20 protein-coding genes and 2 tRNA genes are annotated in these 23,680 nt (G+C 61.6%); 5 read left to right on the forward strand and 17 right to left on the reverse strand.

Translation table 11 applies throughout. The features are described from left to right. Positions 1-29 precede the first annotated feature (29 nt). Positions 30-106 (reverse strand) — tRNA-Asp (locus PP1Y_RS20350). 216 nt (positions 107-322) lie between these two features. Here PP1Y_RS20350 and PP1Y_RS20355 point away from each other — a divergent pair. Then, a complete protein-coding gene (locus tag PP1Y_RS20355; protein WP_041559040.1) occupies positions 323-772 on the forward strand; it encodes a hypothetical protein in 450 nt (149 codons plus the stop codon). A gap of 68 nt (positions 773-840) precedes the next feature. On the opposite strand, the gene PP1Y_RS20360 is transcribed toward PP1Y_RS20355, so the two are convergent. The 4 genes from PP1Y_RS20360 to thyA form a co-directional block, all read right to left on the reverse strand. Further along, positions 841-2,166: a dihydrolipoamide acetyltransferase family protein gene (locus PP1Y_RS20360; protein WP_041559041.1), complete on the reverse strand. Its 1,326-nt coding sequence runs from the start codon at positions 2,164-2,166 to the stop codon at positions 841-843. 4 nt (positions 2,167-2,170) lie between these two features. Further along, positions 2,171-3,223, reverse strand: a complete 1,053-nt coding sequence (locus PP1Y_RS20365) for an alpha-ketoacid dehydrogenase subunit beta (RefSeq protein WP_013833891.1) — start codon at positions 3,221-3,223, stop codon at positions 2,171-2,173. A 5-nt stretch (positions 3,224-3,228) separates the two neighbouring features. Continuing rightward, positions 3,229-4,527: a 3-methyl-2-oxobutanoate dehydrogenase (2-methylpropanoyl-transferring) subunit alpha gene (locus PP1Y_RS20370; protein ID WP_013833892.1), complete on the reverse strand. Its 1,299-nt coding sequence runs from the start codon at positions 4,525-4,527 to the stop codon at positions 3,229-3,231. Between the two features lie 112 nt (positions 4,528-4,639). Beyond that, a complete protein-coding gene (thyA, locus tag PP1Y_RS20375; RefSeq protein ID WP_013833893.1) occupies positions 4,640-5,614 on the reverse strand; it encodes a thymidylate synthase in 975 nt (324 codons plus the stop codon). Between the two features lie 257 nt (positions 5,615-5,871). Here thyA and PP1Y_RS20380 point away from each other — a divergent pair, with 257 nt between their 5' ends. The 3 genes from PP1Y_RS20380 (at position 5,872) to PP1Y_RS20390 (ending at position 7,843) form a co-directional block, all read left to right on the forward strand. Beyond that, positions 5,872-6,126, forward strand: coding sequence for a hypothetical protein (locus PP1Y_RS20380; protein ID WP_041559042.1), 255 nt, complete (start codon positions 5,872-5,874; stop codon positions 6,124-6,126). 6 nt (positions 6,127-6,132) lie between these two features. Beyond that, on the forward strand, positions 6,133-7,680 hold the full coding sequence (locus tag PP1Y_RS20385; RefSeq protein WP_013833894.1) for a methyl-accepting chemotaxis protein: 1,548 nt from the start codon (positions 6,133-6,135) through the stop codon (positions 7,678-7,680). An 86-nt stretch (positions 7,681-7,766) separates the two neighbouring features. Further along, a tRNA-Pro gene (locus tag PP1Y_RS20390) sits at positions 7,767-7,843 on the forward strand. 69 nt (positions 7,844-7,912) lie between these two features. Here PP1Y_RS20390 and PP1Y_RS26665 read toward each other — a convergent pair. The 5 genes from PP1Y_RS26665 to PP1Y_RS20415 all read right to left on the reverse strand — a co-directional run bounded on the left by PP1Y_RS26665 (position 7,913) and on the right by PP1Y_RS20415 (position 17,142). Then, entirely contained in the window at positions 7,913-8,161 is a 249-nt protein-coding gene (locus PP1Y_RS26665) for a site-specific integrase (protein ID WP_083835231.1), read from the reverse strand. 865 nt (positions 8,162-9,026) lie between these two features. Then, positions 9,027-10,403, reverse strand: a complete 1,377-nt coding sequence (locus tag PP1Y_RS20395; protein ID WP_013833897.1) for an LLM class flavin-dependent oxidoreductase — start codon at positions 10,401-10,403, stop codon at positions 9,027-9,029. Positions 10,404-10,635: 232 nt separating this feature from the next. Beyond that, on the reverse strand, positions 10,636-12,996 hold the full coding sequence (locus tag PP1Y_RS20400; RefSeq protein ID WP_158511865.1) for a TonB-dependent receptor: 2,361 nt from the start codon (positions 12,994-12,996) through the stop codon (positions 10,636-10,638). Positions 12,997-13,034: 38 nt separating this feature from the next. Continuing rightward, entirely contained in the window at positions 13,035-14,039 is a 1,005-nt protein-coding gene (locus tag PP1Y_RS20405) for an alpha/beta fold hydrolase (RefSeq protein WP_051010083.1), read from the reverse strand. A 442-nt stretch (positions 14,040-14,481) separates the two neighbouring features. Continuing rightward, entirely contained in the window at positions 14,482-17,142 is a 2,661-nt protein-coding gene (locus tag PP1Y_RS20415) for a mechanosensitive ion channel family protein (RefSeq protein ID WP_083835233.1), read from the reverse strand. Positions 17,143-17,171: 29 nt separating this feature from the next. Between PP1Y_RS20415 and PP1Y_RS20420 the strand changes: the two genes are divergently transcribed. Next, on the forward strand, positions 17,172-17,462 hold the full coding sequence (locus PP1Y_RS20420) for a hypothetical protein (protein ID WP_232512473.1): 291 nt from the start codon (positions 17,172-17,174) through the stop codon (positions 17,460-17,462). Positions 17,463-17,560: 98 nt separating this feature from the next. On the opposite strand, the gene PP1Y_RS20425 is transcribed toward PP1Y_RS20420, so the two are convergent. The 7 genes from PP1Y_RS20425 to PP1Y_RS26195 all read right to left on the reverse strand — a co-directional run bounded on the left by PP1Y_RS20425 (position 17,561) and on the right by PP1Y_RS26195 (position 23,671). Next, on the reverse strand, positions 17,561-18,061 hold the full coding sequence (locus PP1Y_RS20425) for a hypothetical protein (protein ID WP_232512475.1): 501 nt from the start codon (positions 18,059-18,061) through the stop codon (positions 17,561-17,563). A 26-nt stretch (positions 18,062-18,087) separates the two neighbouring features. Then, a complete protein-coding gene (locus PP1Y_RS20430; protein ID WP_148275027.1) occupies positions 18,088-18,483 on the reverse strand; it encodes a hypothetical protein in 396 nt (131 codons plus the stop codon). 59 nt (positions 18,484-18,542) lie between these two features. Further along, positions 18,543-19,526 (reverse strand): L,D-transpeptidase, encoded by a 984-nt coding sequence (locus tag PP1Y_RS20435; protein ID WP_013833904.1) that lies wholly within the window; start codon positions 19,524-19,526, stop codon positions 18,543-18,545. Positions 19,527-19,583: 57 nt separating this feature from the next. Beyond that, positions 19,584-20,342, reverse strand: a complete 759-nt coding sequence (locus PP1Y_RS20440; RefSeq protein WP_013833905.1) for a CPBP family intramembrane glutamic endopeptidase — start codon at positions 20,340-20,342, stop codon at positions 19,584-19,586. A 21-nt stretch (positions 20,343-20,363) separates the two neighbouring features. Beyond that, entirely contained in the window at positions 20,364-22,430 is a 2,067-nt protein-coding gene (locus tag PP1Y_RS20445; RefSeq protein ID WP_013833906.1) for a M13 family metallopeptidase, read from the reverse strand. 29 nt (positions 22,431-22,459) lie between these two features. Beyond that, positions 22,460-23,155 carry a hypothetical protein gene (locus PP1Y_RS20450; RefSeq protein WP_232512477.1) on the reverse strand — a complete coding sequence of 232 codons (696 nt, stop codon included), beginning with the start codon at positions 23,153-23,155 and terminating at the stop codon, positions 22,460-22,462. A 63-nt stretch (positions 23,156-23,218) separates the two neighbouring features. Continuing rightward, positions 23,219-23,671, reverse strand: coding sequence for a hypothetical protein (locus tag PP1Y_RS26195; protein WP_013833908.1), 453 nt, complete (start codon positions 23,669-23,671; stop codon positions 23,219-23,221). Between the last annotated feature and the right edge of the window lie 9 nt (positions 23,672-23,680).

The following is a 23,680-nucleotide window of genomic DNA, read 5'->3' on the forward strand; positions in this document are numbered from 1 at the left end:
GTATCCTGTTTTCACAGGCTTTTCCCAAGTGGCGCGAGTGACGGGGCTCGAACCCGCGACCTCCGGCGTGACAGGCCGGCACTCTAACCAACTGAGCTACACCCGCGTTCTAAGGCGGTGCGTCCGCTTGGGAGCCGCGCCACTAAGACAGGCTCACCGGGCTGTCAACTGCCTTGAGAGGGTAAGTGGTTTTTTTGCGCGCCCTGCCCCGGTACGCCGATGCGAGGCCTGCGCGATCAAGTCCGTGTTAACCATATTTTGGCGAATTGGCCGTCAATCTCCCCCGCATCGCCAACAGGCCAGCGGGGGCTGTCCGGAACCTATGAAAAGCAAGTTCGTCCTTATCGCAGCCATGACGCAGGCGCTGTGCGCGCCGGCCCTGGCACAACCGGCGGCGCCGGTTTCGGTTGCCACCGACAGCGCCGCCTTCGTCGAGAAGGTCATGGCGGATTCGAGCAGCCGCCTCGAGCCGGCCGCGCGCCTTTCGCGCGGGGACAAGGTCGTGACCGTTGTCACCTGGTACCGCATGGGCGGCAACGGGGGCTTCGTCATCACCAACCCGATGCCCACGAAGCTTGCCTATGAGGCGAGCGCGAGCGAGGGACAGGAAGTCTCGGTGGACGGCGGCCGCACCTGGGGCCACCTCGGCGCTCTACGCAAGGGTGGGCGACTGGCGACGGCAGAGGACGTCACCCATGTACGCTGGCGCATTCCGGCAGGCAGCGCCGCAAATGGCCGCGGCCAGCTCGCCTACAGCGCCATCGTGCGCTGATAGCCGATTTTCGGTGAAAGCAGGACGGCGGCCCGCACCCTGGCGCAAGCCGCCCTTTCCTTCGGTTCCTAACCGGCGAGAATGAGCGCCGGTGCTTCGATCAGCTTCTTGAGGTCCTGCGCGAAGCTGGCGGCATCCCATCCGTCGACGACGCGATGGTCGCAGCTCATCGAGATGTTCATCGTCTTGCGCTTCTCGATCCGCTCCACGCCGCCGGCATCGCGCACGAACATCGGGCGCTCGACTATGCGGTTGGGACCGATGATCGCCACTTCGGGGCGATTGATGACCGGTGTCGTCGCCACCCCGCCCATCGGGCCGAGCGAGGTCAGCGTGATCGTCGAGCCGGAGAGCTCCGTGGACTTGGCCGAACCGTCGCGCGCCGCCCGCGCGAGGCGCGAGATCTCGCTCGCAAGCTGCCAGAGGTTGCGATCCTGTGCATCGCGGATCACCGGGACCATCAGCCCGGCCGGAGTCTGCGCTGCCATGCCCAAGTGTACCGAACCATAGCGCGTCACCACGCCCGCCTCATCGTCGTAATGGGCGTTGAGCATCGGGTACCTGGGCATCAGCTTGCAGATCGCCGCGATCAGGAACGGCAGCATCGTCAGCTTGGGACGATCTCCACGCCCTTCATTGAGCTGCGCGCGGGTTTCCTCCAGCGCCGTTACGTCGAATTCCTCGACATAGGCGAAGTGCGGGATCTGGCGCTTGGATGCCGCCATGTTCTCGGCAATGCGGCGGCGCAGGCCGATGACGCGGACCTGCTCGTCCTTGCCTTTCAGACCGGCAGGCTGAAAGCCGCCCGCGGCATTGTAGGACAGGAAAGCGTCGAGGTCGGAATGGCGGATGCGGCCATCCTCGGCCGGGCGGACTTCGCCCAGATCGATGCCGAGGCCTGCCGCGCGCTTGCGAACCGCCGGGCTGGCCATGACGCGCGCATGACCCATCGCGCGGGCCGGCACCGGGGCCGGGCTCGGCGTCGGTGCGGGAGCGGGCGCTGGGCTCTTTTCGGCAACGGGAGCGGGAGCCGGTTCAATCGCGGGTTCAGGGGCCGGCGCCGCTGCCGGTTCCTTTGCGGCCGTCTCCTCAGGAGCCGGCGCCGGTGCAGCAGCGGGGCGACCGCCCTTGCCGTCCCGCTCGTTACCCTCGCCTTCCACCTCGATCACCACCAGCGGCGAACCGATGGCGATAACGTCGCCTTCCGCTCCGGCGACCTCGATCACCTTGCCCGAGACCGGGCTTTCCATCTCGACCGTCGCCTTGTCGGTCATCATGTCCGCAACACGGCCGTCTTCCTCGACCATGTCGCCGATCTTCACGTGCCAGGCGACGATCTCGGCTTCGGCAATGCCTTCCCCGATATCGGGCAGGCGGAATGTATAGCGACCCATCGGATCAATCCTTCATGAGCCGGTCGACCGCCTCGCCGATGCGGACGGGACCGGGGAAATAGGCCCACTCGAGGCTGTGCGGATAAGGCGTGTCGAAACCCGTCACGCGCTCGATCGGCGCCTCGAGGTGATAGAAGCAACGCTCCTGGACGAGCGCGGAAAGCTCGGCGCCGAAGCCCGAAGTGCGCGTCGCCTCATGGACGATGAGGCATTTGCCGGTCTTTTCCACCGACTTTTGCACAGTCTCTATGTCCAGCGGGACAAGCGTGCGCAGGTCGATGATTTCGGCATCGACGCCCTTTTCGGCAAGCACCGCCTCGACCACGTGGATCATCGTGCCATAGGCCAGCACGGTCATCGCCGCGCCTTCGCGCACGACCCGCGCCTTGCCCAGCGGGATGGAATAGTAGCCCTCGGGCACCTTGCCCCCGGCATGGTTCTTCCAGCTCTTGGACGGGTTGTCGTAATAGCCGTCGAAGGGTCCGTTGTAGATGCGCTTGGGTTCGAAGAAGATGACCGGATCGTTGTCCTCTATCGCGGCGATCAGCAGCCCCTTGGCATCGTGCGGGGTCGACGGGATCACCGTCTTGAGGCCCGCTACATGGGTGAACAGGGCCTCAGGGCTCTGGCTATGCGTCTGCCCGCCGAAGATGCCGCCACCGAAGGGAGAGCGGACCGTGATCGGGGCCACGAATTCGCCTGCCGAACGATAGCGCAGGCGCGCCGCTTCGGACACGAGCTGGTCGAGGCCGGGATAGATATAATCGGCAAACTGGATCTCCGGCACCGGACGCAGGCCATAGGCGGCCATGCCGACTGCCGCACCGATGATGCCGCATTCGTTGATCGGCGAATCGAACACTCGGTTCTTGCCATACTTGCTCTGCAGGCCCGCAGTCGCGCGGAAGACGCCGCCGAAATAGCCCACGTCCTCGCCAAGTATGACGACATCGGGATCGCGCGCCATCATGACGTCGAGCGCTTCGTTGATCGCCTCGATCATGTTGAGCGAGCGCGTGGGGGCATCGTGGAGGCTTACAGCTTCTTCTTCGAGCATTGCCCTTACTCCTTCCACTCGGGCCACTTCATCTGGCGTTCGCGAATGGCCTGCTCGGCCTGTTCGTCCAGATGCCAGGGAAGTTCCTCGAAGACGTCTTCGAACATGGTGTGGAACGGATGGTGCAGACCATGGCCGAGGATGCCGTTCTTTTCGGCCTCCTTGGTCGCCGCCTTCACCTCTTCCGCCAGTTCGCGGTCCATGTCGGCGTGCCGGTCTTCCGACCACTCGCCGATCGCGATCAGATGGTTCCTGAGCCGCATGATCGGATCGCCCAGCGGCCATTCCTCGCGCTCGTGCGCCGAACGGTAGGCGCTGGGATCGTCCGAGGTCGAATGGCCCTCGGCGCGGTAGGTGAAATGCTCGATGAGCGTGGGACCGAGGTTGGCGCGGGCGCGGTTGGCCGCCCACTCCATCGCCGCATAGACCGCCAGCGCATCGTTTCCGTCCACGCGCAGCCCGGCAATGCCATAGCCCGCGGCGCGAGCGGCAAAGGTCGTGCGCTCGGCCCCTGCAAAGCCGGAAAAGCTCGAGATCGCCCACTGGTTGTTGACCACGTTGAGCACGACCGGCGCATTGTAAACGGCGGCAAAGGTCATCGCCGCGTGGAAATCGCCCTCTGCGCTGGAGCCTTCGCCGATGAAGCTGGTGGCGATGCGCGTGTCGCCCTTGATCGCGCTTGCCATGGCCCAGCCCACGGCCTGCGGGAACTGCGTGGCAAGATTGCCCGAGATGGTGAAGAAGCCATAGTCGCGCGCCGAGTACATGATCGGCAACTGGCGGCCCTTCAACCGGTCCGCGCGGTTCGAGTAGATCTGGTTGATCATGTCGACCAGCGGATACCCGCGCGAGATCAGGATGCCTTGCTGGCGATAACTGGGGAAGACCATGTCATCGCCGGCCAGCGCCAATGCGCAGGCGACCGAAATCGCCTCTTCGCCGGTGCACTTCATGTAGAAGCTGGTCTTGCCCTGCCGCTGGCCGCGATACATCCGATCGTCGAAGGCGCGGGTAAGCGCCATGTTGCGCAGCATGCGGCGCAGCGATTCCGGGTCGAGATTGGGGTTCCAGGGACCGACCGCCTTGTCGTCGTCACCCAGGACGCGGATCATGTCGGTCGTAAGCGGCCATGTTTCGCTTGCCGCGCAGGCCTCGTCGGGCCGCGCCAGCTCGCCCGGCTCGGGAATATCCAGCTCCGAGTAATCGACCTTGTCGCCCGGCCTGTACTTCGGCTCGGGCACATAGAGTTCAAGCGGCGGCAAGTTGCCGCGCGGCTTTCCAGACCTGACCGGACTTTCGCCCATTTTCGTTCTCTCCCGCCAGTTTCGGCCCGTGAGAACTCCACGCACCGGGAGAATCGGAGCGTATCAAAATTCTACGGATGAGTCATAATATTACAAACCCCCGCAATGTCAATCAGACCGCAACCGGTGCGGAGATGTGCGACTGGGGCGCATATCCACGCACTTCGAAGTCATCGATACGATAGTCGAAGACGCTTTGCGGACGCCGCAGGATCTCGAGCGTCGCCTGCCCCTCGGGCTTGCGGGAAATCTGCTCTTCCACCAGCGCACCATGGTTGAGGTAGAGATGGACATCACCCCCTGTCCAAACGACTTCACCCGGCTCCAGGTTGCATTGCTGCGCGAACATGCGGGTCAACAGGGCAAGCGACCACATGTTGAACGCGAATCCCAGGCCCAGGTCGCAGCTGCGCTGGTAAAGCAGGCAAGAAAGACGGCCACCCGCTACATGGAACTGATAGGTCTTGTGGCAGGGAGGGAGAGCCATCGCGTCAAGCTCGGCGACGTTCCACCCCTCGATGATGTGGCGACGGCTGCCGGGGTTCTCCTGCAAGGATGCGATCACCTGCGCAACCTGATTGACGCCCTGTTCGCGCCGGCGGAAAAGTCCGTTTCCGGCATCCTCAAAGACCGGCCAATCGACCCATTGCTTGCCGTAGACCGGTCCGAGGTCGCCCCACTTCTCGGCGAATGCGGCATCGGCAACGATCCGGTCGGAAAAGTCCGCGCGCGAGATCTGGTCGCCGGTTTCGCGGCGATAGCGATCGAGCGGCCAGTCGGTCCAGATCTGCACGCCTTGCGCGCAAAGCGAACGGATGTTGGTGTCGCCGGTCAGGAACCAGAGCAACTCACGCGTCGCCGTCTTCCAGTAGACCCGCTTGGTGCTGAGCAGCGGCATGGCCCCGTCTGCAAGGTCGAAGCGGATCGTTGCGCCGAAGACTGACCGCGTTCCAACCCCGGTGCGGTCCACCCGCTCGTCGCCATGCTCCCAGATATGGCGCATGAGATCGAGATATTGCCACTCCCAATGCGGCACGCGGCCGCTGGCTGGCGATTCGGATCGAAGCAGTGTCGAGGGCGCGTTCATGGGCAAAGCCTAGACCCGCCGGCCCCGAGCGAAAAGAGGCGGCGCGCTCAATTTCCCCGCCAACGCACCATGATGAATGGTCCCGATGCATTACATTCAAAAGATCTGACGATCCGGGTTCGCCCTTAGGATCGGCTTTGCGCCAATGCAGGACCCCATGGTGCATAATCGATTGCATGGTCCCATCGCCCAGATCTGTCCTTTCCCGATTCCTGCCCGCTCCTCTTGCGCTGCAAGGGCTTATTGCAGGCCTCGTGATGCTCGTCGCGCTGTCTCCCGCAGAAGGGGGCGCAGCCATCTACCTGCCCCTGGATGGAAGCGGAGCGGCCCATACAGTCGCCTGGTCGCGCCAGCGCGGTGCCGAAGTGGTTGCTCCGGGACCTTACGAGGGCGCCTTCATCCTGCGCATTCCGCAAGGTCATCTTGCCATGGAAGCCTTGAAGCAAGGCGCGCTGCTGATCTCGGTTCCGGAATTCCTGTGCGGTTCGCCCGATCCTTCAAAGAAGACATAACTGGTCATGAACGAACTCGATGAAATGCGCCGCAAGGGCGCCAAGATCCTCCTCGCCATTTCCTGGCTGAGCGTTGCCATCATTGCCGGCTGCGCCTGGGCTTCCGGCTCCGGCCCGGCCCCTGCCCTGCTGGCAGCCGCGATCACGATCGTGCCGACGCTGCAGGTCATGGCTGGCAACAACGGCCTGCAGGCCCGGCTGGCTCTTGGCCTTGCCGTGCCGCTCTACCCGGCCATCATGCTGTGGCAATGGAGCGGACAGAACTGGATGCTCGACATCCACATGACCTTTTTTGCCGCCATTGCCATGCTCACCCTGCTCGCAGACTGGCGCCCCGTTCTGCTCGCTGCCGGCGTGACCGCGGTTCATCACCTCTCCACCAATTTCGCGGCTCCCTCGCTCGTCTTCCCTGACGGCGCGGACTTTGCACGCGTGCTGCTCCATGCCGTCATCGTCGTGCTGGAAACCGGCGCTCTCGTCGTACTCTCGGCCGGGTTCGAGAGGCTGGTGATCGACCAGGCGGCAGCGCATGAGGCACGGGCCGATGCGGAGAAAGCCGCCCAGATCGAACGCACCCGGGCTGCCGAGGACCAAAAGCAGGTGATCGAACAGATCGGCCGTGGTCTGCGCGGCCTTGCCTCGGGCGACCTCTCGCTGCGGCTCTCCGAATCCTTCCCCGAAGGCTACGAGGAACTGCGCGGATACTTCAATTCAGCGGCCAGCGATCTCGACGACATCGTGCGCGACGTCACCCGCTCGGCCGGGCAGATCGAATCGGGCTCGCGCGAAATTCGCAGCGCCAGCGACGATCTTGCGCTGCGCACCGAGCAGCAGGCAGCGACGCTGGAAGACATCGCCAATACCCTGCGCCAGCTCAGCACCACCGTACAGGGCAATGCCAAGAGCGCGCAGGACCTGCAGGCCAACGTCGCCAGAGCGCGCAGCGATGCGCTATCGGGCAATTCCGTAGTCGCAAGCGCGGTGGGCGCGATGGGCGAGATCGAACGCTCGGCCGACGAGATACACCAGATCATCACGCTGATCGACGGCATCTCCTTCCAGACCAACCTGCTCGCCCTCAATGCCGGCGTCGAAGCCGCGCGCGCGGGCGAAGCGGGCAAGGGCTTTGCAGTGGTCGCCAACGAAGTACGCGCGCTGGCGCAGCGCTCTGCTGAAGCGGCCAACCAGATCAAGGACCTGATCGGCACCTCCTCGGTTCAGGTCTCCGAAGGCGTGAAGCTCGTCGGCCAATCGGGCGAATCGCTGATGACGATCGTCTCGGGCATTGCCGAGATCGACGAAGCGATTGCCCGCATCGCCAACGTGTCGCAGGAACAGGCGGCAGAGATCGCGCGCATCAACGAACGTATCGCCCGGCTCGATTCCGCGACGCAGGAAAACGCAGCGATGGTCGAGGAAGGAACCGCGGCGGCTCGCCACCTCTCAAGCGAAGCTGAAGGCATGACCCGAACCGTCGCCCATTTCCGCGTTTCGGGCCAAAATCTTGCCGGCAAGCAAGACGGTTCCTGTGCAAAACTCGCTCAAGCCGCATAAAGTGACTTTGGCCCCTTGCCAGCCCCGGAATCGCTCTCTATAGGCGCGCTCCTGCCTCGGGCCGCTTTCAAAGTGGCACGATCGGTCGGGGAGTAGCTCAGCCTGGTAGAGCACTGTCTTCGGGAGGCAGGGGCCGGAGGTTCGAATCCTCTCTCCCCGACCAACTAATTCTATAAAATCTAAGCATTTTTATCCATCCTATGAACAGGGGTTGAAGGTTCAGATTGAACCTTCAGGGCCGGCAACGGATCGCATTTGCGACCCCACTAAAATGCTCAGGACTAAACCTGGCATAGTGTTTTTGGGTCGTCCGATCGTCGTCATCGCCCATAAACTGGGCAAGTTCGGCCATCGACACGCCAGCCTCAACCGCCCTGTCTGCTCCAGTGTGACGCAGCGTATATGGGGTAGCATGGACACCGCTCCTTTCGGACGCTGCCTGGAAGGCTTTTTTTGATGCACTTGATGGGCTCTCCGGCACGTTCGATCACATACGCGCTCGTCCGTTGGAAATAGGCGGCCTCTAACAATGGCAGCAGGTCATCGGAGATTGAGACCACCGTGCGCCGCTTAGTCGTCCGAATATCTCCAGGCGGAGTGAAGTCGATCTGCTTGCGATGGAAATCAACCCGATCCCACTCAAGCTGCAAGATCGCCCGTCGGGCGCGCCATCGAGTAGAGGCCTAGCATCACGTTCAACTTGGCGTGCTCGGCTGACACGCTGGCGTAGAACCGTTCGAACTTGGCCTGGGACAAATGCCTGCGCTTCGCTTCAACTAACTTTGGAAGCCAGATGGGAATACGACCGGGCAACCTCGGTCCGTTTCTGACGGTGGCGACGGCTCAGACAAGAGTCTTCGCACTATCGGTCATGACTTACGTGGCGCCCTCGAAAGTGCAGGATCCCAAGGCTTTACATCAGAAGCGCCCAACTTGCGCGAAATAGTTGAGTTGTTTCGTGAGCCGCACCTTGATCACTTTTTCCGTTACGGGTGGCCAGACGAATTTCCTATGCCTGCGCCCAATGACAATCTTGCAGCATTTCATGTGTTAGACGCCGAAGTGCAAACCGCTGTTCAGAAAGACAATAATGGCGAATGAAAGCGATTTGAATGGCGATTGGCTAGACCACCATGAAAGCGGCGTGGACGCCCCTGTCGAAGCCCTCCTCCGGCTGCCGAGCGCGTAGCAGGTAGTTGTCCAAGGGGCGTTGTCAGCCCAGCGCGAACTCGCCTTCGCCTGACCGCGGCCCTTCGGGCAAGGCCGCAGAGATTGCAGAGAACTTGCCCGCACCGACTTGAGAAGACCGATCTGTGCCAGCCGCTATGCGCTTCGGCTCAAAACCTTCATCCCTGCCAGATTTCGGGTTCTGCGCGGAGCGCCGGATCGACCGTATAGCACGACTGCGGCCTGCCAAGTCCGAGGTTCTCGCGCAGCGTGCTGCCTTTATAGGCGGTGCGCACCCGGCCGCGGCGCTGCAACTCGGGAACGACGAGATCGACGAAGCGATCGAGCATGACCGGCAGCGACGGCGGCGCAATGACGAAGCCGTCGCAGGCCCGTGCTTCGTACCAGCGCTCCAGTTCGTCAGCGATTGTCGCGGCCGTCCCGGCAAGCGAACGCGAGGTGCGGCTTGCCGCTACGGCAACGGCGATCTCTCCCAATGTCATCCCGCTCGCGCCCATGTCGATGATCCGCTGGCGGGTGCCGAGCGAGGCGTTGCTATCGGGCAGTTCGGGCAGCGGCCCGTCGAGATCGTAGCGCGAAAGGTCGATGCCGCCGAGCACGGTCTTGAGATAGGACAGCGCCAGCTTGGGAGGGATCGCCTCGTTGAGCGCCTTCGCTTCGGCTTCGGCCTGCTCGGCGGTGACAGCCGGAACCGGCTGGATCGCGGTCATGATCCTCAGGCTCTCGGGATCGCGGCCAGCTGCGGCAACCCGCTTCTTCAGGCCGGCGTAGAAGGCAACGCCGCTCTCCATTGTCGGATGCGACGTGAACACCGCATCGGCAGTGCGGGCGGCCAGTTCCAACCCCTCCTCGGAAGCTCCGGCCTGAACGATCAGCGGGTGGCCCTGCGGCGAACGGCCCATGGTGAGCGGACCGGCTACGCAGAAGTGCTCGCCCTTGTGGTAGAGCCCGTTGACCTTCGCCGCCTCGAAGAAGACCCCGCTTGCCTTGTCCGCAATGACGGCACCGTCTTCCCAACCGTCCCAGAGGCCCTTGCAGACTGCGATCGCTTCCTCGGCACGGGCATAGCGCTCCGCATGTCCGTAGTGCGCCTCACGCCCAAAATTATGGGCTTCGTTCTCGCTTGTGGAAGTAACCACGTTCCAGGCGGCACGCCCGGCGCTGACATGATCCAGGGTCGATAGACGCCGGGCGATGGCATACGGCTCGTTATAGCTGGTCGACACGGTGGCGACGAGGCCAAGGTTCTGCGTAGAGGCGGCAAGCGCGCCGTGCAGGACGAGAGGATCGAGCCGGATCGCATCGGTGGCGGCAAAGGCATCGACGCCCGCGATCGGCCGAAATCCCTGCGAATCCGCGAGGAACAGCGCGTCGAACATGCCCCGCTCTGCGGTGCGTGCAATGTGCTGCCAATAGCCCAGCGTCATCAGCGCTGCAGGCTCGGCCTCTTCGTGGCGCCAACCGGCCATGTGTCCGCCGGAACCCATCGGCATGGCAAACAGATGGTACTGGCCCGCACGCGTCTTCTGCGTCATTCACGTTCTCCTTCGTCTGGACCAGTTTGCGCCGTGCGCATGCGAACGTAAGGGGCGGCTGCATCGACTCTCCACTGTGCAGATAGTCCGACGGGCGCGCGCCTTGCCCCGGCTGACTGGCCTGCTTCCTCGCAAGCTGCAGCAAAGGCTGATTAGCCGTTTACCCCAAGAGCAAAGGGGCACGGGTCATTCGACGCCGCGCCCCTCGAGGCAGGTCAATGCCTGACGATCTTCAGAACTCGAAGCCGACCCGGCCACCGAAGACGCGGCGGCGCGCAGGCGAGAAAGTGACCGCCGGAACACCGGTGTAGGTGTCCGAGTTGTACGCGATCGAAGTCGGCGTCTTGTCGTCGAAGATGTTCTCGCCGTACAGTTCGAAGCTGAACTTGCCATCATCGACACCAAGGCGCAGGTTCACGCGGTGAGCCGGAGCAGTCCAGGCAAGGTTCGCCTCGCTCTCGTACTGGCGGCCAACGTAGATGTAGTCGGCCCGCATGTAGCCCTCGAAGGCGCTGCTCACCGGCTGCCGGTAATCGATCGAGGCCGATCCGGTCCAGGCGGAATACTGCGGCAGACGGTTGCCGACCGGATTGGCATTGCCGGTCAGCGCGAGGCATTCGGCGCACTGCGTGTTGCGAATGTCGGTTTGCGCGTAGGACAGCGTACCTTCCAGTGTCAGCGCATCGGTGACCTTCAGCGAGCCCTCGAACTCGACGCCGTAGAGCCGCACCTTGCCGCCCGGCACGACGACACGCACGGTCTGCGGCGTCGGGTTGCTATAGGTGATGTTCTGATTGATGTGCTTGTCGTACCACTTCCCGTAATACGCTGCGAGCTGGATGCGCAGGCGGCGGTCGAACATGGCGCTCTTGAATCCGAGCTCGCCCATTTCGATCTTCTCCGGGCCCACCGCCGTGGGAACATCGAGCTGCGACTGAACCTGGTCCTGGACGACCTGCGGCAGCGCCAGCAGCGTGGCGTTGAACTGGCCAGGACGCGTACCCTTTGCATAGGACGCATAGACCGACGCATCGGGGCTGAAGGAATAGCGCAGGATCGCGCGTGGGTTAAAGCTCTTCGACTGACCCGAATAGTCGATCGAGCGGACCGGTACGACCTGGCCGATCTCATCCCACTGATAGCGACCCTCCAGGCTCAGGTTGAGCTGTTCGGTAATATCGAAGCCAAGCGAACCGAAGATGCCGTAAGTGTCTGCGCTATAGGTCGTCGCAGGAACGGCGGCCGAGAATCCCGAATTCGAGAACGCGTTGGTAGTGATGGAGTTTCGCTGGCGAAAGTAATTGAAGCCGACCAGCCAATTCAATCGATCGTCGCTGGGCGATGCGACGCGGATCTCGGCAGACTTGTTCGTCAGCTCGGTCTGCCCGCCCACCGTGCGCGAAAAATAGGGCACGAGGGTATTATTCGCCGCGTAGAACGGGTTGACCATCGAACGACCGTCACGAAAGCCGGTATCAGTGACATAGCCCCAGCGGTCGCGAAAATACGCGACGTTGCCCCCTACCGTGTAGCCGCCGCCGAGATCGTAGTCGGCGATGACGTGACTTTCGATCGCTTCGCGGTGGACACCGAAATGCGAGACGAAGTCATCGCCGAGGACGACCCCGTCGTTGACCCTGTCCAGCGAGCTGGTGACGTAAGTCTGCTGGACCATCCGGTTGCGCGGCGCCGTCTCGAGAGCGCCGCAGTAATAGGATCGACCGGTGACGGTGGTGCAATTGTTGTCGTCGGCCAGCAACTGGCCCGAGGCTGGCGGGCCGTCATCGTCTTCCCAGTAGTTCAGAAAAGCCTTGATCTTCAGGTCCGCCGACGGCGTGAAAAGCAGCGTACCGGAAACCGAACGGGTGTCTTGCGCGCCGAGTTTACCGCCGACACCGAAGTTGTCGTACTGTCCGTCGGTGTGGAAAATGCGACCCGAAACGCGCGCCGCCAGAAAATCGGGGACCAGACCTATTTCGGCCGATATCCTGCCCTCGACCGTGTTGTACGAGCCGTAGCTGACGGTACCGGACATGCGCGGCTCGAAACCGGGATCGCGGGTAATGAAATTGATCGCGCCGGAAAACGTGGCGCGTCCGAAATACGCACTCTGCGGCCCCCGGATGACTTCGACCTGAGCGATGTCGGTCAGGCCCGAGATCGAGCCGCTACCTACCGGCACGCCGTCGATGAAGGCGCTGGCGCCCTGGCGATCGGGCGATGGCGTACCCGAAAACATGCCGCGCATGGTGAAGAAGGTGTATCCGCGGTCGTTGCGATTCACCGACTGGTTCTGGAAGCGCAGGCCCGGCGAGAAGTCTGCGAGCGACGAATAGTCGGTGATGTTACGAGCGTTGAGGTCTTCGCCGGACAGAGCGGTGATCGCGACCGGGACCTCGATAAGCGTCTCGGTCTTCTTGCGGGCCGTAACCACGATTTCGCCCGGAGGATTGCCGCTGCCGGTGGTGCCGGCGACCGCGCTCCGGTCAGCATTCGCAGCGTCCTGCGCCATTGCCGGATTGGCCATGAAGCCTGCTGCCATGACAGTGGCAGCGCTCAGACGAAGTCGATCTCGCATTGAAATTCGGTGCATGCAGCCCTCCTTGGGTTCCCTGGTGTATGTCTCTTCGATCATTCCCCGCCCGCCACGTTTTCGAGGTAAGTCCGTAGGATGCGCGCAAAGCGCTCCGGCACTTCGAGAGGGGGATAATGACCGACGTCATCGAGGACGATCGACGAGACCGAAGCGGCCGGAAGCCGCGCCTCGAGGTCACGCATGGTGTGGATCGGCAGGACGAAATCGTGTCGCCCCCAGATCAACAAGGTGGGGCTCACGATCGACGCGAGCGTCGCGTAGACTTCCGGTACCTTGCCTGTCGAGCGCCAGGCGGAGCGGCTTTTGCCTTCCCGCGCATTCATGTCACGATACCGCGACACGGTCGCGGCGGTCAGGCGTTCGGGTCGTCCTTGCAGCCATTCCAGGTAGACCTGCCAGTAGCGCAAATCCCGCATCCCCGTCGACGCGGCGCGCTCGAACTCGGCGCGCAAGGCAGGCGAACGCGGTATGTTCGCATTATCCACCGGGTCGGACGGCACATTGGCAAGGACCAGCGCGCGCACGCGCTCGGGATGAGCAGCTGCATAATAGGAAGCGATCACTCCACCGCTCGACGTCCCGACGAGCACGGCCTGCTTCACGCCGAGCCGATCGAGCAAGGCAGCGAGTACCGCGTCACCCATCACGGTAGGTGCGCTTCCGCTCACGGGCTGCCCCTCGGACAGGCCCATTCCGGGCATGTCGAAGCGGATGACGCGGTGATCACTCGCGAGTGCGGCAACCAAAGCGTCATAACCGTCCAGCGACCCGTAGGACCCGTGAAGCAGGACGATCGCAGGATCATGGCCTCCTGCTTGGCCCTCGTCCTTGTAACGGATCGCGAGCCCTCCAATAACCATGGACCGCGATGCGGCATCGGAGTAGCGCTGCTTGAGCGCCTTGAGGCTGAGCGTCGTATCTACGCCTGCGGGGTCGACGGTGGCCGTGACTACCGTACCGGCGCGGGGCGCTGCGCCAGCATTCGATGCCGCAGCGCAGGCTACCAGGGCAAGGAGCCCTGCGCCTAGAGGACGTACCAAAGATTGGCAGGAATGGCGCACTGGTCTGGAACCCCGTCTGGCGATGTGACGGAAGTACAACTGCATTCCAGCAAGCGACCAATGCCTTCACCGGAAATGTCCGCCCTGTGGTGAAAAGCGCGCGCTGTGATGGCCGCAAGCGTCGCAAAGGTCGATATCGCGATCATGGCGATACTTGTCCGCCTTGTCCGACTTTTAAAATTTGAGGCGGCCATCGCCTCGACGAACGGCGGCGACACGCCGCGCCGTGGAACGCCACAGCGCAGTCGCCACAGAATGCCATTGATGATCGAACGGTTCTGCTCGGGCGGCCGTGCCGCAGACACGGTTCTACTTAGCGAAATGGCCCATAGGCCGCGCAGAACGATCCGCTAGTGCCTGAAAGCGGTGATGGTAGAGGTGACGTTCAAGGTTACCGCACGGCCAAGCAAGCTGGACCCAGTCAGGTTCCGTAGCCTGCGGGCAATGTCCGGACATGCAGATCGCGTTGGGGAAACGGTATGGAAATGCCTTCATCCTCAAATCGACGGGCAATTTCGAAATTGAGGGCCGACGCCGTCGGGGCACCATCAGTCGCCTCTGCCACGAAGGCGAGGATCTTCAAGTTGATCGCGCTGTCGCCAAAGCCGTCCATCGCAACTGCCGGTTCCGGATATTCGAGCGTCTTGTCGTTCGCATGCGCTATTTCAAGGAGCACATCGCGCGCCCTGTCCAGATCAGTGCCATAGGCCACCCCAACGGGCACAGTGATGCGCGATGGTCCGACCGAGAAACTGCGGTTCTTCACGACTTCGGTGATCAACTGCGAATTGGGCACAATGATCTGGTGCCGATCGAAGGTCTCGATATGGGTGGAGCGTACCGCGATCTTGCGAACGATGCCGGAATATTGGCCGACCTCAACCCAATCGCCCACCTTCACCGGACGCTCGATCAGCAGCAGGATGCCGCTCACGAAGTTCTCGACGACGGATTGCAGGCCGAAGCCGAGACCTACCGAAAGTGCACCGGCGACGAACGCGAGGCTGGAGAGATCGAGCCCGGTGGTAGCGATCGCGACAAAGGCTGCGAGAGTTATGCCGACATAACCAAGAAAAGTGACGATCGATGCCTGCGCACCGGAATCGATGCCAAGTTCGGGGATGATGGCGAGACTGAGGAAACGCTGGATCCAGCGGGTGACGAAAAAGCCGATGAAGAACACGACGAAAAAGGTGACGACATCGCCTGCTGAAATCCGGACCTCGCCGAATTGCATGCCATTCTTCAGCAGCAGGATCCCTTCGCCGATCTGATTGGCGTTGTAACCCCAGATGATTGCCAACACGGGCAGGACCATCAGGACCAGAATAAAACCAGCCACAAGCGGCAGGAAATGCAGCAATCGCCGATATTGCTTGAGCGCCCCTTCCGCGAGGCTGTTCACCACCAGAGAGACGCTGCGATGCAGATATACAGCCATGCACACAAGTGCCAGCGACAGCAGGGTAGATGTGAGGATTGAGCGGGCGAGAAACACGTAACCGACCACGGCTGCAACCAGAGCCACTATGGCGAAGAAGCGCATCAGGCGAGCGATGGTGCCGCTGAAGTTGATGGTCGCCCCGTGGGTGCCCGCCAGCTGATGCTGTTCCCGGTCATGATCGCGCGCAAGGCGCAGGAATGCAGCCATGCGCCAGATCAGCCAGGCGCCGCCGGCCACAAGGATAGAGGAAAGCAGCCGCGACACGTTGACGGCAAGCATCCCGCGCACTTCAAGTGTTGCAAGCATGAATTCAGCCGCGAGCACGATGGAGAGGTTGCGAACGGTGGCAACCGCACTTTTCTCCGAATCCTGCGGCAGTACCAAAAGCCGGAGTTGCTTGAATGGCGATGCCATGATGCTGCGCCCCAGCCACTGGCCGCCAGCAACGATTGTGGCCGCAACCATCAGCGTCGCGACGATCAGAGAGACCTCATCGGGTTTGAATATGGCGACGAGAGTGACGACGAACAGTGACGCGCTGATAGCCAGCGCTACGACGAAGACGGCAGCCGCAATCAGGTCAAGAGCCATGATGAGCGCCAGATGGCGGATGACGCCTTCGCTGCTGGCGATTTTACGCATGACGCGATCAACAACGGCTCGCCAGACCTTTCTGCCGAGCCAGTAAGAAAGCACGCCCAGCACCAGGATGCTTGCCAGTCCCAGGCCCACGAACAACAACGGATTGTCGACAATGGATGCGCGGCCTCGCACGACATTGATGGCATTGCGGACTTCGCCGGCGGCACGCGCCCATGTTCGCGGATCGAGCGGGGAAAGGCCGCGATCGAACCGCCGGCTGTTTGCGATGGCACTGGTGCGCGCATCGATATCGGCAACCAGCAAAGCCGCCCTTGCCCGTCTTTCCTGCAATTCCAGAATAGGTGCCATCGCCCGGGACAGCCTCTCGTCAAGCCTTTCACGGCGTGCAGATATCGCCGAAGCTTCGACCGCGCCCTCACCCGGTCCAGGTCCGAGCGCCGCAATCTGGGCATTCAGTAACCTGATGTCGAAAGTGCTGCGCGCCATCAGACCATCGATCCTGTCCCTGTCTGCGGCCATGAGTGCCCGCATGTCGTCCAGTTCGTTCTGATGTTCGATGGAGAGATCGCCGGCGTCCCGGCGCAGTAGCTTCCGAGCCTTTTCGGCGCGGTTGTCAAACCCGGAAATCAGGGCACCGAATGCGGATTGCTTGCCTGGCCTGGCACCTGGTGTCCGGGCAGTGGCGGTTGGCGCCTCAAGCTGGCGAGACGCGGCATCGCTCGCAGTCGCCGCAAAGGGCGCCATCGCCAGCCCTGCAAAGACAAGCCATCGAGCCAGCAGAAACCACATCAGCCTTTTCATCGCCAATCCCCAGCAGCATGCGCGTGCTTCGAAATCATGAAGAAACGCAATCAACTGTTTCCGAAGCGCATTGTGAATGTTGGGCGGCTCATTGCACTCATGAAAGGTACACGTAACATCGTCACAGCGCTTGTCGTACATACCATTGAGGCAAAATGCGGTGTAACTGGAAGCGCTCGCCGAATAGGCGGACAAGCCCATTGGCAAATAGCAAACGGCGAAACCTGGCTGCATCGCGCGCGCCAAGCGTACTGGATGAAATCATGAACAGGCAGTCGGTTATTCAAACGTTGAGCCTCATATCGTTTGCGCTCTGGACGGGGCTGGCAGCGATCGTATCCGTCAGCGGCTTGCTCTATCCCGGCGGAGCGATCCGCAATCTGACCATGGGCGTGGTTTTTGCCGCCATCGGGACTGGCGCGCATCTTCGGCAGACCAGGCCCGGGCCGCTGTTTGGACCTTGGCTCCTCTGTTTTTCCCTGCCAGCCGGAGCGATACTTGCTGTGCTGGCTTCCTATCGAGTTCTCTCCGAGAGAATGGCCGTGTTCGGATGAATATGCCATAGGGTGGCGCGGTCAGGTTGCCTGCATGAAAAACCACTGGACCGGACGGCATGAAACCGCCCGATCCAGTGAGGTATCAAAGCGATTGATCAGGCTGGCGTCTTCCAGATAGTAGAGGAATTGTCGTCCTTGGCCAGGCTGGCGCGTTCTTCTTCGGCAGCATTGCAATAGCTTTTCACGTCGAACGCGGCGATCGCCATCTGCGATCCCATTGCCATGCCAAACCCGAGCAGGGCCTTTTTCTCGAGCGTGTTCAGCTCCGCTTCGGTCAGATCCATCTGCTTTCCGTCTTCATCATAGTGGATCAGGTTCATTTCCTTGGCAAAACGATCCTGATCAACCTCGAAACCCTCGCAGCTCTCACCCACGGTGACCTGGTGGGCCATGTTCTTGAGCATGGTGATCTGGCCGGTATTGAGCGAATCCTTCATCGCCTCATTCAGCGCATCGTCGACGCTCATCTGCATGTGAACGGCCGCAGGAACGGTATTGGCGTCCTCTGCTGTTTCAGTGCTGCCTTCAGACGTTGCTTCGGCCTCACCTTGGCTACAGCCGGCAGCGAGCAGTGCAGTCAACGGCATTGCGAGCATGGCACAGTTCTTGAGTACCTTTTTCATCAGAACCTCCGATCATGCCCGAATTCGTAGCTCGTCCAACGGCTGGAATAGTGGCCGTGGGTGTAGCACGAACGTGTTTGCTGATAGCACCATGTGTCTCTCGAACCCTCGGGTGCGAAAGCTTCGCGATCGTGGTGATAATAATAGCTGTTATCCCGGTAATATCGCTCGCGCTCGCGTTCCTTTTTCTTCTTGCTGGCAATGGCGGCAGCCAGCACGCCCGCAATGGCGACGCCGGCGACAACACCTGCCGCGCTGTGGCCATCGTCATGATGCCGGTGGCGTTCATGATCGTGGTCGCGGTCCCTCGCCATGGCTGCACCTGTTGGCGCAAGCATCAGTGCCATCGCGGCGCTCGCCGAGATGAGCTTTCTTCCGGAACTCTTGCAGATCATGGTGTTTCTCCTCCTTCGATCAGCCTTCACGGATATTTTGTCGGAAGCACCCCCACCGATCATTCATGATGTTCGATCGCATCCACCAGCGTGAGATGCGGTCTTGCTCCGCTGCCTACGCGTGAATTGGTAATCAGCATTGTCGTGCCCGGTTCGACTGCCGCCATCAGCAGCTCACGGAATTCACGCGGCATGCGGACCCTGTTCAGTTGCGCTTCGTCAAGGGCCTTGCCATCTTCATCCTCGTGCCCTGTCATGCCGACAAAGGTCCATTTCGCCTGTCCATTCTGGATGATCCTGGTGGCGACATGCGAACCGGGGTCGGGATCATCGATGGTGGCAACACTGCGCCCGATCTCCACGCCGCTGCGCAATACGACAATCCGCTGATCCAGCTTGGAGACGATGATCGAAAGCGGACCGCTGGCAACAAATTCAGGATTCCAGCGAAAGCGTTCGCCGCTCCGCAAGGTCGGCTTCTCAATCGCCTCCCCGCGCTCGTTGAACGGGGCGAGCAGGCTGTTCTCGCTCGTGACTACGTGATCCGCGGCATCGCCTTCGACGACGACCGTTCCCCCCAGATCGGTGATTGCAAACAGCTCGCGTGCAAATCCGATCGGCAGATGCACGCAGCCATGGCTTTCGGGATAACCCGGCAGGCCGCCCGCATGCAGCGCCACACCGTCCCATGTCAGCCGCTGCTGGTAGGGCATGGGCGCGTTGTTATAAGTGCTGGACCGGTGCCTTGCGTCTTTTTGCAGGATGGTGAAAACGCCGGTCGGCGTCGGGTGGCCGGGTCTTCCGGTGGAGACCGTGGTTGCCGCGATGCGTATGCCGTTGCGATAGACTATGGCGATCTGGCGCGAGAGATCGACGTAAATCAGGACAGGACCGCTGGGGGCAACTTCGGGTGCCCAAACCCATTCACCCGGCTTGAGCCTGTCGATGTCACGCGCGAATTCCGGCGGAGAGCTGGCAACGGCCCCTTGCGCGTTTGCCTTCGACACGAACGTAATCGACAAGAGCGAAAGGGCCAGCGCCATTGCCGCGGGTGCCGGCACGAGAATCTTTGGCGCGATCATGCAAGACCATTTCGACATTCAACCGGCCCCCATGCTCGCGCCGACCAATGTCAACGTGAACGTCATCCAGTCATTGATTATGTGCGCCCCGGCCGAGACCCACAGGTTCTTGGTCTTGAGGTACGCCAGCGTCAGGACAAGCCGGGCTCCGCCGATGAGGATCAGGCACTGGAGGATATTCCAGTTGTAGGTCGGCAGATGGATGGCAGCAAACCACACGGCAGTAGCCAACCAGGCGATAATCACTGCGGCCCGTCTCGATAGGCCAAACTTCCGCGTCAGATAATAGAGCAGCGCAAGGAAGGGCACGATCGAGATCAGCTCTTCCCCGATGAGCTGAGGTATGGAGTTCACGAAGAACAGAACCCTGTCTGCCTGTCCGAAGGTCTTCAATCCCTCGATAGCAGCGTTTGTCTCGGTATCGACGAAGTTCAGCACGATGAAGCCCAAAGGAACCGCTATCACGTAGTTGAGCAACGCGAAGGCGAACATCCAGCCAATGTCTTTCAGGCGAACCCGCCGAAACAAAGCGGTCCAGTGCCTGCCCGCGACCAGGGCCATTCCAAGGAGCGGAAGAAGGGTCAGCAGCATGCCCGGGGCAAGCTGCAGGTAGCCCTGCGAGAACATCGGCAAATGCCTCAGCAGAACCGCAACGGCCAAACCGACCGCTGCCAGCGGCACCAGCCACTTCAGGGCGGAAATCTCGATCGGCCATCCGTTGTAGAACGGATAGTCTCTTTCAGATCCGTCAGCTGCGTTCAGTTCCGTGTCAGCCATTCTTCCGCCTTTCGAACCGACCTACCAGATGTCGACCCGCTTCTGAGGGGCAAGCCACATCGGGTCACCTTCGTGGATGTCGAATGCCTCGTAAAACGCATCCAGATGCTGCAGAGGAGCAACGGCGCGATAGATGCCCGGCGCGTGGTTGTCTTCCAGCTGCACCCGCATCGAACCGTCCGATCGCTGCTCTGCCCAGAGCTGGGAATAGGCGATGAAACAGCGCTGGCTCGGACTGAGGCCATCGATCTCGACGTTCTCGTCGGGATGCTCTGCAAGGTAGTTCATCAAGGCATCGTGGGCGAGTGCGATGCCGCCGATGTCGGCAAGGTTCTCGGTCACGGTGAGGCCACCGTTCATGAAGGTTCCGGGAAGCGCCTCGAAGGCACTTGCCTGGTCGATCAGCTTCTGTGCCTCCGCTTCGAAGCGGGCGCCGTCCTTGGCCGTCCACCAGTTGCGAAGGTTTCCCTTCGCATCGAAATTCCGTCCACCGGTGTCGAAGCCGTGGGTCATTTCATGGCCGATTATCGCGCCGAGGCGGCAGAAATAGAGCGGCGCATCACGATTTACCGAAAAAGTAGGCGGCTGCGCGATGGCGGCCGTAACCTGGAACCCGTTGATGCTGGGATCGTAGGCCGCGTTTACTACCGTCGGTGTCGTATGCAGCGGTTCGGAAAAGGCCCAGAACTCGACCGGGGCGTTCTGCTTCGCCGCCATCCGGGCCATTTCGAACTCATGAAGGTTGATCAGGTTCTGCACTGGATCGTCGCCGACTTCGACCTTGCCATAGTCGATCCAACGGTCGGGATAACCGACGCGGTAGTAGAGCGCGTCGACCTTCTCGAGCGCCGCCGACCGCGTTGCTTCGGCCATCCAGTCGTTTGCTTCGATCCGCTTTCGAAAGGCAGCCTGGATGCGCCGGATCATGTCCAGACCCGCATTTTCCTTCGGTTTTGAAAAGAAGTTGTCGACGTAAAGGTGCCCCAGAGGCTGACCCAGCGACTTCTCCATGAATTCGACGACCGTCTCTTCGCGCGGTTTTTCGGAATAGGCACCGAGCAAGGCGATGTTCACCTGCTTCTTCGGTTCCTCGAACTTCGTGCTCAGAACCGATCCGAATGCCTGGAGCAGGCGCAGCTTGAGATAATCCTTCAACTCGTCGACGGTGAAGGCAGCCATCACCTTGCCGAGTGTGCGAGCCGCATCGGGATCGACCAGTATGACCCGGTCCGGTTCCTGCAGGCCCAGAGCCTGAAGATACGCATCGATTGCGAAACCGGCAGACTCGGCGCGCAATTGAGTCATCGTCCGCGGGTTGTTGACGTTGCGCTTGTCGACCTTCTTGACCGGATCGAGTTCGCCTGCGTGCAGCATGGTATCGATTGCGAGCGATGTCGCGGCAATCGCCTTCGCACGCTCCGCAGGCACATCGGCGACTTCCAGCATCGCCGAGACGTATTCCCGGTAAATCGTGCGAAGCGGAGAGTCTTCGGGACTTTCGTAGATGGCATCAACAGAAAGCGCCCGCTCGCCCATCTCCATATAAACTGCGTTGCGCGAGACATCGGTCAGCTCCGGGAAAATATCGAGACTGACCAATGGCCAGTGCCCGGTGCGCGCCGAGAACGTGCCGAGGTAGGCCGCCAGCTCCTTCTTGCTCTCGACGGCGTCCAGCCGCGCGAGTTCCCCGGCAATCGGGGCAAGGCCAGTGGCATCGATCCGATCGACATCGACATAGGAACTGTACAAGGCTCCGACCTGCTGCGCCGGGCTTCCCTTTACCGCCGAGGAGGACGTCGCGGCGGCATCGGTCAATACGCTGGCCATTTGCCGGCTGATCCGGTTGGCTATGAACTGCATGAAACCAAAGGTCGGCTGATCGGCTGGCCGTTTGACCCGGTCGAACCAGCCGCCCGACGCATAGCGCAGGAAGTCATCGGCGGGATTGACCGACCGATCCATGTTCTCGATCGAGAAGGCCAGCGTATCCGGAGTGGGGTCCGTCTCGTCATCATCAGCAAGAGCAGAACCGCTCGCCAGCAGCAGGAGACCTCCGGTTGCGCCAGCCAGCAGCTTGCCCTTGCCCATTACGCTTCCTCCGATTGTCCCGAGCCCGATCAGTTATTCCTGCGATATTGAAGCACGGCGACTGCGGCGTTTGCCTTTTCGCCTGTCGTGCAGCCCGGCAGTGAGCTCATGAGACCGCCTTTGTCGTTGAAATATACCGTGCAGGTTCCCGAAACGGTCGCCTGGTAATTGCCGTTTCGCAGGCGCAGGACCGGAACGCCATATGTGTAGCCCGAGTGATGCTTTTGCGTCAGTCCCTGTTCCTTGCGATAGGATTCCATCGCGTCATCGGCCTTGCTCCGGTCCGAATGAGAGCAATGGTCATTCGTCCCATTACGATCGCCATCGCGATCGTAGTAGACGATGCAGGCAGCACCGACATTGACATGGCTTCGCCCATGGCGATCCATCACGACCTCGGGCGGCCCGTAGTGGTGACCGGCGTGACTGCCTTGGCTTCCGAAGCCTCCCGGAGGCGCTTCGCTGCCGGGATAGCCATCCATTCCCTGTTCCCGCCGATAGGCCGCTACGCCAGTGTCAGCCTGACTCCTCTGGCTCCGCGAGCAGTTGCTGTTGGCGCTCTTGCGCCTGCCGTCGGCGCCGTAATAAACCACGCAATTGTTGGAGAAAGTTGCCTCGATCTCGCCGTTACTGCCGGCAAATATCCGCGGCGCTTCCTGAGCCAGAGCGGGGGCGGCACAGAAAGCCGCGACAAGGCCCGCTCCAGCCAGAATATGCTTGATCATCGACATAACTCCTCCAAATTGCGTGGCCGTGCAATGCACCCGAGCGCGACAGCCACGCGTTCTTCACTTGAGCGTGCAGATCCCGTTGGCCCGGTTGGGTCCCGAGAAACTGAGGCTCAACGAGCCGTCCGGATTGAACGAAATGGAGATCGTCGTTCCATCTCGTGAGGCCTCGAAATAGTTGTCGTTGAACTTCTTGAGGCTCGTTTCCTCACCATTGATGAACACCGGCCCGCCTTCGTTGGCGTGAACCTCGATAGCGTTACCGCATATTGCATTGAACAGCGGGATGCGTGGCTTCAACGAGGCGGCAGAAGCGGGTGAGGGTTCGCTTGCGCTCGGCGCTTCGACAGGCGCTACAGGCTGGGGAGCAGCGGAAGCTTCACTCGTCGGCGCAGAAGCCGGTTCGGAGGCCGGCGAACTTGCCTCCGTCTCCGAAGCGGCAGGGGCCTTCGCTCCCGATCCACAGCCGTAGAGAAGTATTGCAAGGCCTGCCGACAGAACAACGCTACGCATCTGGACCTC

Source organism: Novosphingobium sp. PP1Y (assembly GCF_000253255.1).
In the GTDB taxonomy this organism is placed as follows: Bacteria; Pseudomonadota; Alphaproteobacteria; order Sphingomonadales; family Sphingomonadaceae; genus Novosphingobium.

What these genes read in the sequence shown, in the direction of transcription:
- PP1Y_RS20355 (WP_041559040.1), top strand. Translation starts at nt 323, where the DNA reads ATGAAAAGCAAGTTCGTCCTTATCGCAGCCATGACGCAGGCGCTGTGC.
- PP1Y_RS20360 (WP_041559041.1), bottom strand. Translation starts at nt 2,166, where the DNA reads ATGGGTCGCTATACATTCCGCCTGCCCGATATCGGGGAAGGCATTGCC.
- PP1Y_RS20365 (WP_013833891.1), bottom strand. Translation starts at nt 3,223, where the DNA reads ATGCTCGAAGAAGAAGCTGTAAGCCTCCACGATGCCCCCACGCGCTCG.
- PP1Y_RS20370 (WP_013833892.1), bottom strand. Translation starts at nt 4,527, where the DNA reads ATGGGCGAAAGTCCGGTCAGGTCTGGAAAGCCGCGCGGCAACTTGCCG.
- thyA (WP_013833893.1), bottom strand. Translation starts at nt 5,614, where the DNA reads ATGAACGCGCCCTCGACACTGCTTCGATCCGAATCGCCAGCCAGCGGC.
- PP1Y_RS20380 (WP_041559042.1), top strand. Translation starts at nt 5,872, where the DNA reads ATGCTCGTCGCGCTGTCTCCCGCAGAAGGGGGCGCAGCCATCTACCTG.
- PP1Y_RS20385 (WP_013833894.1), top strand. Translation starts at nt 6,133, where the DNA reads ATGAACGAACTCGATGAAATGCGCCGCAAGGGCGCCAAGATCCTCCTC.
- PP1Y_RS20395 (WP_013833897.1), bottom strand. Translation starts at nt 10,403, where the DNA reads ATGACGCAGAAGACGCGTGCGGGCCAGTACCATCTGTTTGCCATGCCG.
- PP1Y_RS20400 (WP_158511865.1), bottom strand. Translation starts at nt 12,996, where the DNA reads ATGCACCGAATTTCAATGCGAGATCGACTTCGTCTGAGCGCTGCCACT.
- PP1Y_RS20415 (WP_083835233.1), bottom strand. Translation starts at nt 17,142, where the DNA reads ATGCAGCCAGGTTTCGCCGTTTGCTATTTGCCAATGGGCTTGTCCGCC.
- PP1Y_RS20420 (WP_232512473.1), top strand. Translation starts at nt 17,172, where the DNA reads ATGAACAGGCAGTCGGTTATTCAAACGTTGAGCCTCATATCGTTTGCG.
- PP1Y_RS20425 (WP_232512475.1), bottom strand. Translation starts at nt 18,061, where the DNA reads ATGCTCGCAATGCCGTTGACTGCACTGCTCGCTGCCGGCTGTAGCCAA.
- PP1Y_RS20430 (WP_148275027.1), bottom strand. Translation starts at nt 18,483, where the DNA reads ATGATCTGCAAGAGTTCCGGAAGAAAGCTCATCTCGGCGAGCGCCGCG.
- PP1Y_RS20435 (WP_013833904.1), bottom strand. Translation starts at nt 19,526, where the DNA reads ATGGCGCTGGCCCTTTCGCTCTTGTCGATTACGTTCGTGTCGAAGGCA.
- PP1Y_RS20440 (WP_013833905.1), bottom strand. Translation starts at nt 20,342, where the DNA reads ATGGCTGACACGGAACTGAACGCAGCTGACGGATCTGAAAGAGACTAT.
- PP1Y_RS20445 (WP_013833906.1), bottom strand. Translation starts at nt 22,430, where the DNA reads ATGGGCAAGGGCAAGCTGCTGGCTGGCGCAACCGGAGGTCTCCTGCTG.
- PP1Y_RS20450 (WP_232512477.1), bottom strand. Translation starts at nt 23,155, where the DNA reads ATGATCAAGCATATTCTGGCTGGAGCGGGCCTTGTCGCGGCTTTCTGT.
- PP1Y_RS26195 (WP_013833908.1), bottom strand. Translation starts at nt 23,671, where the DNA reads ATGCGTAGCGTTGTTCTGTCGGCAGGCCTTGCAATACTTCTCTACGGC.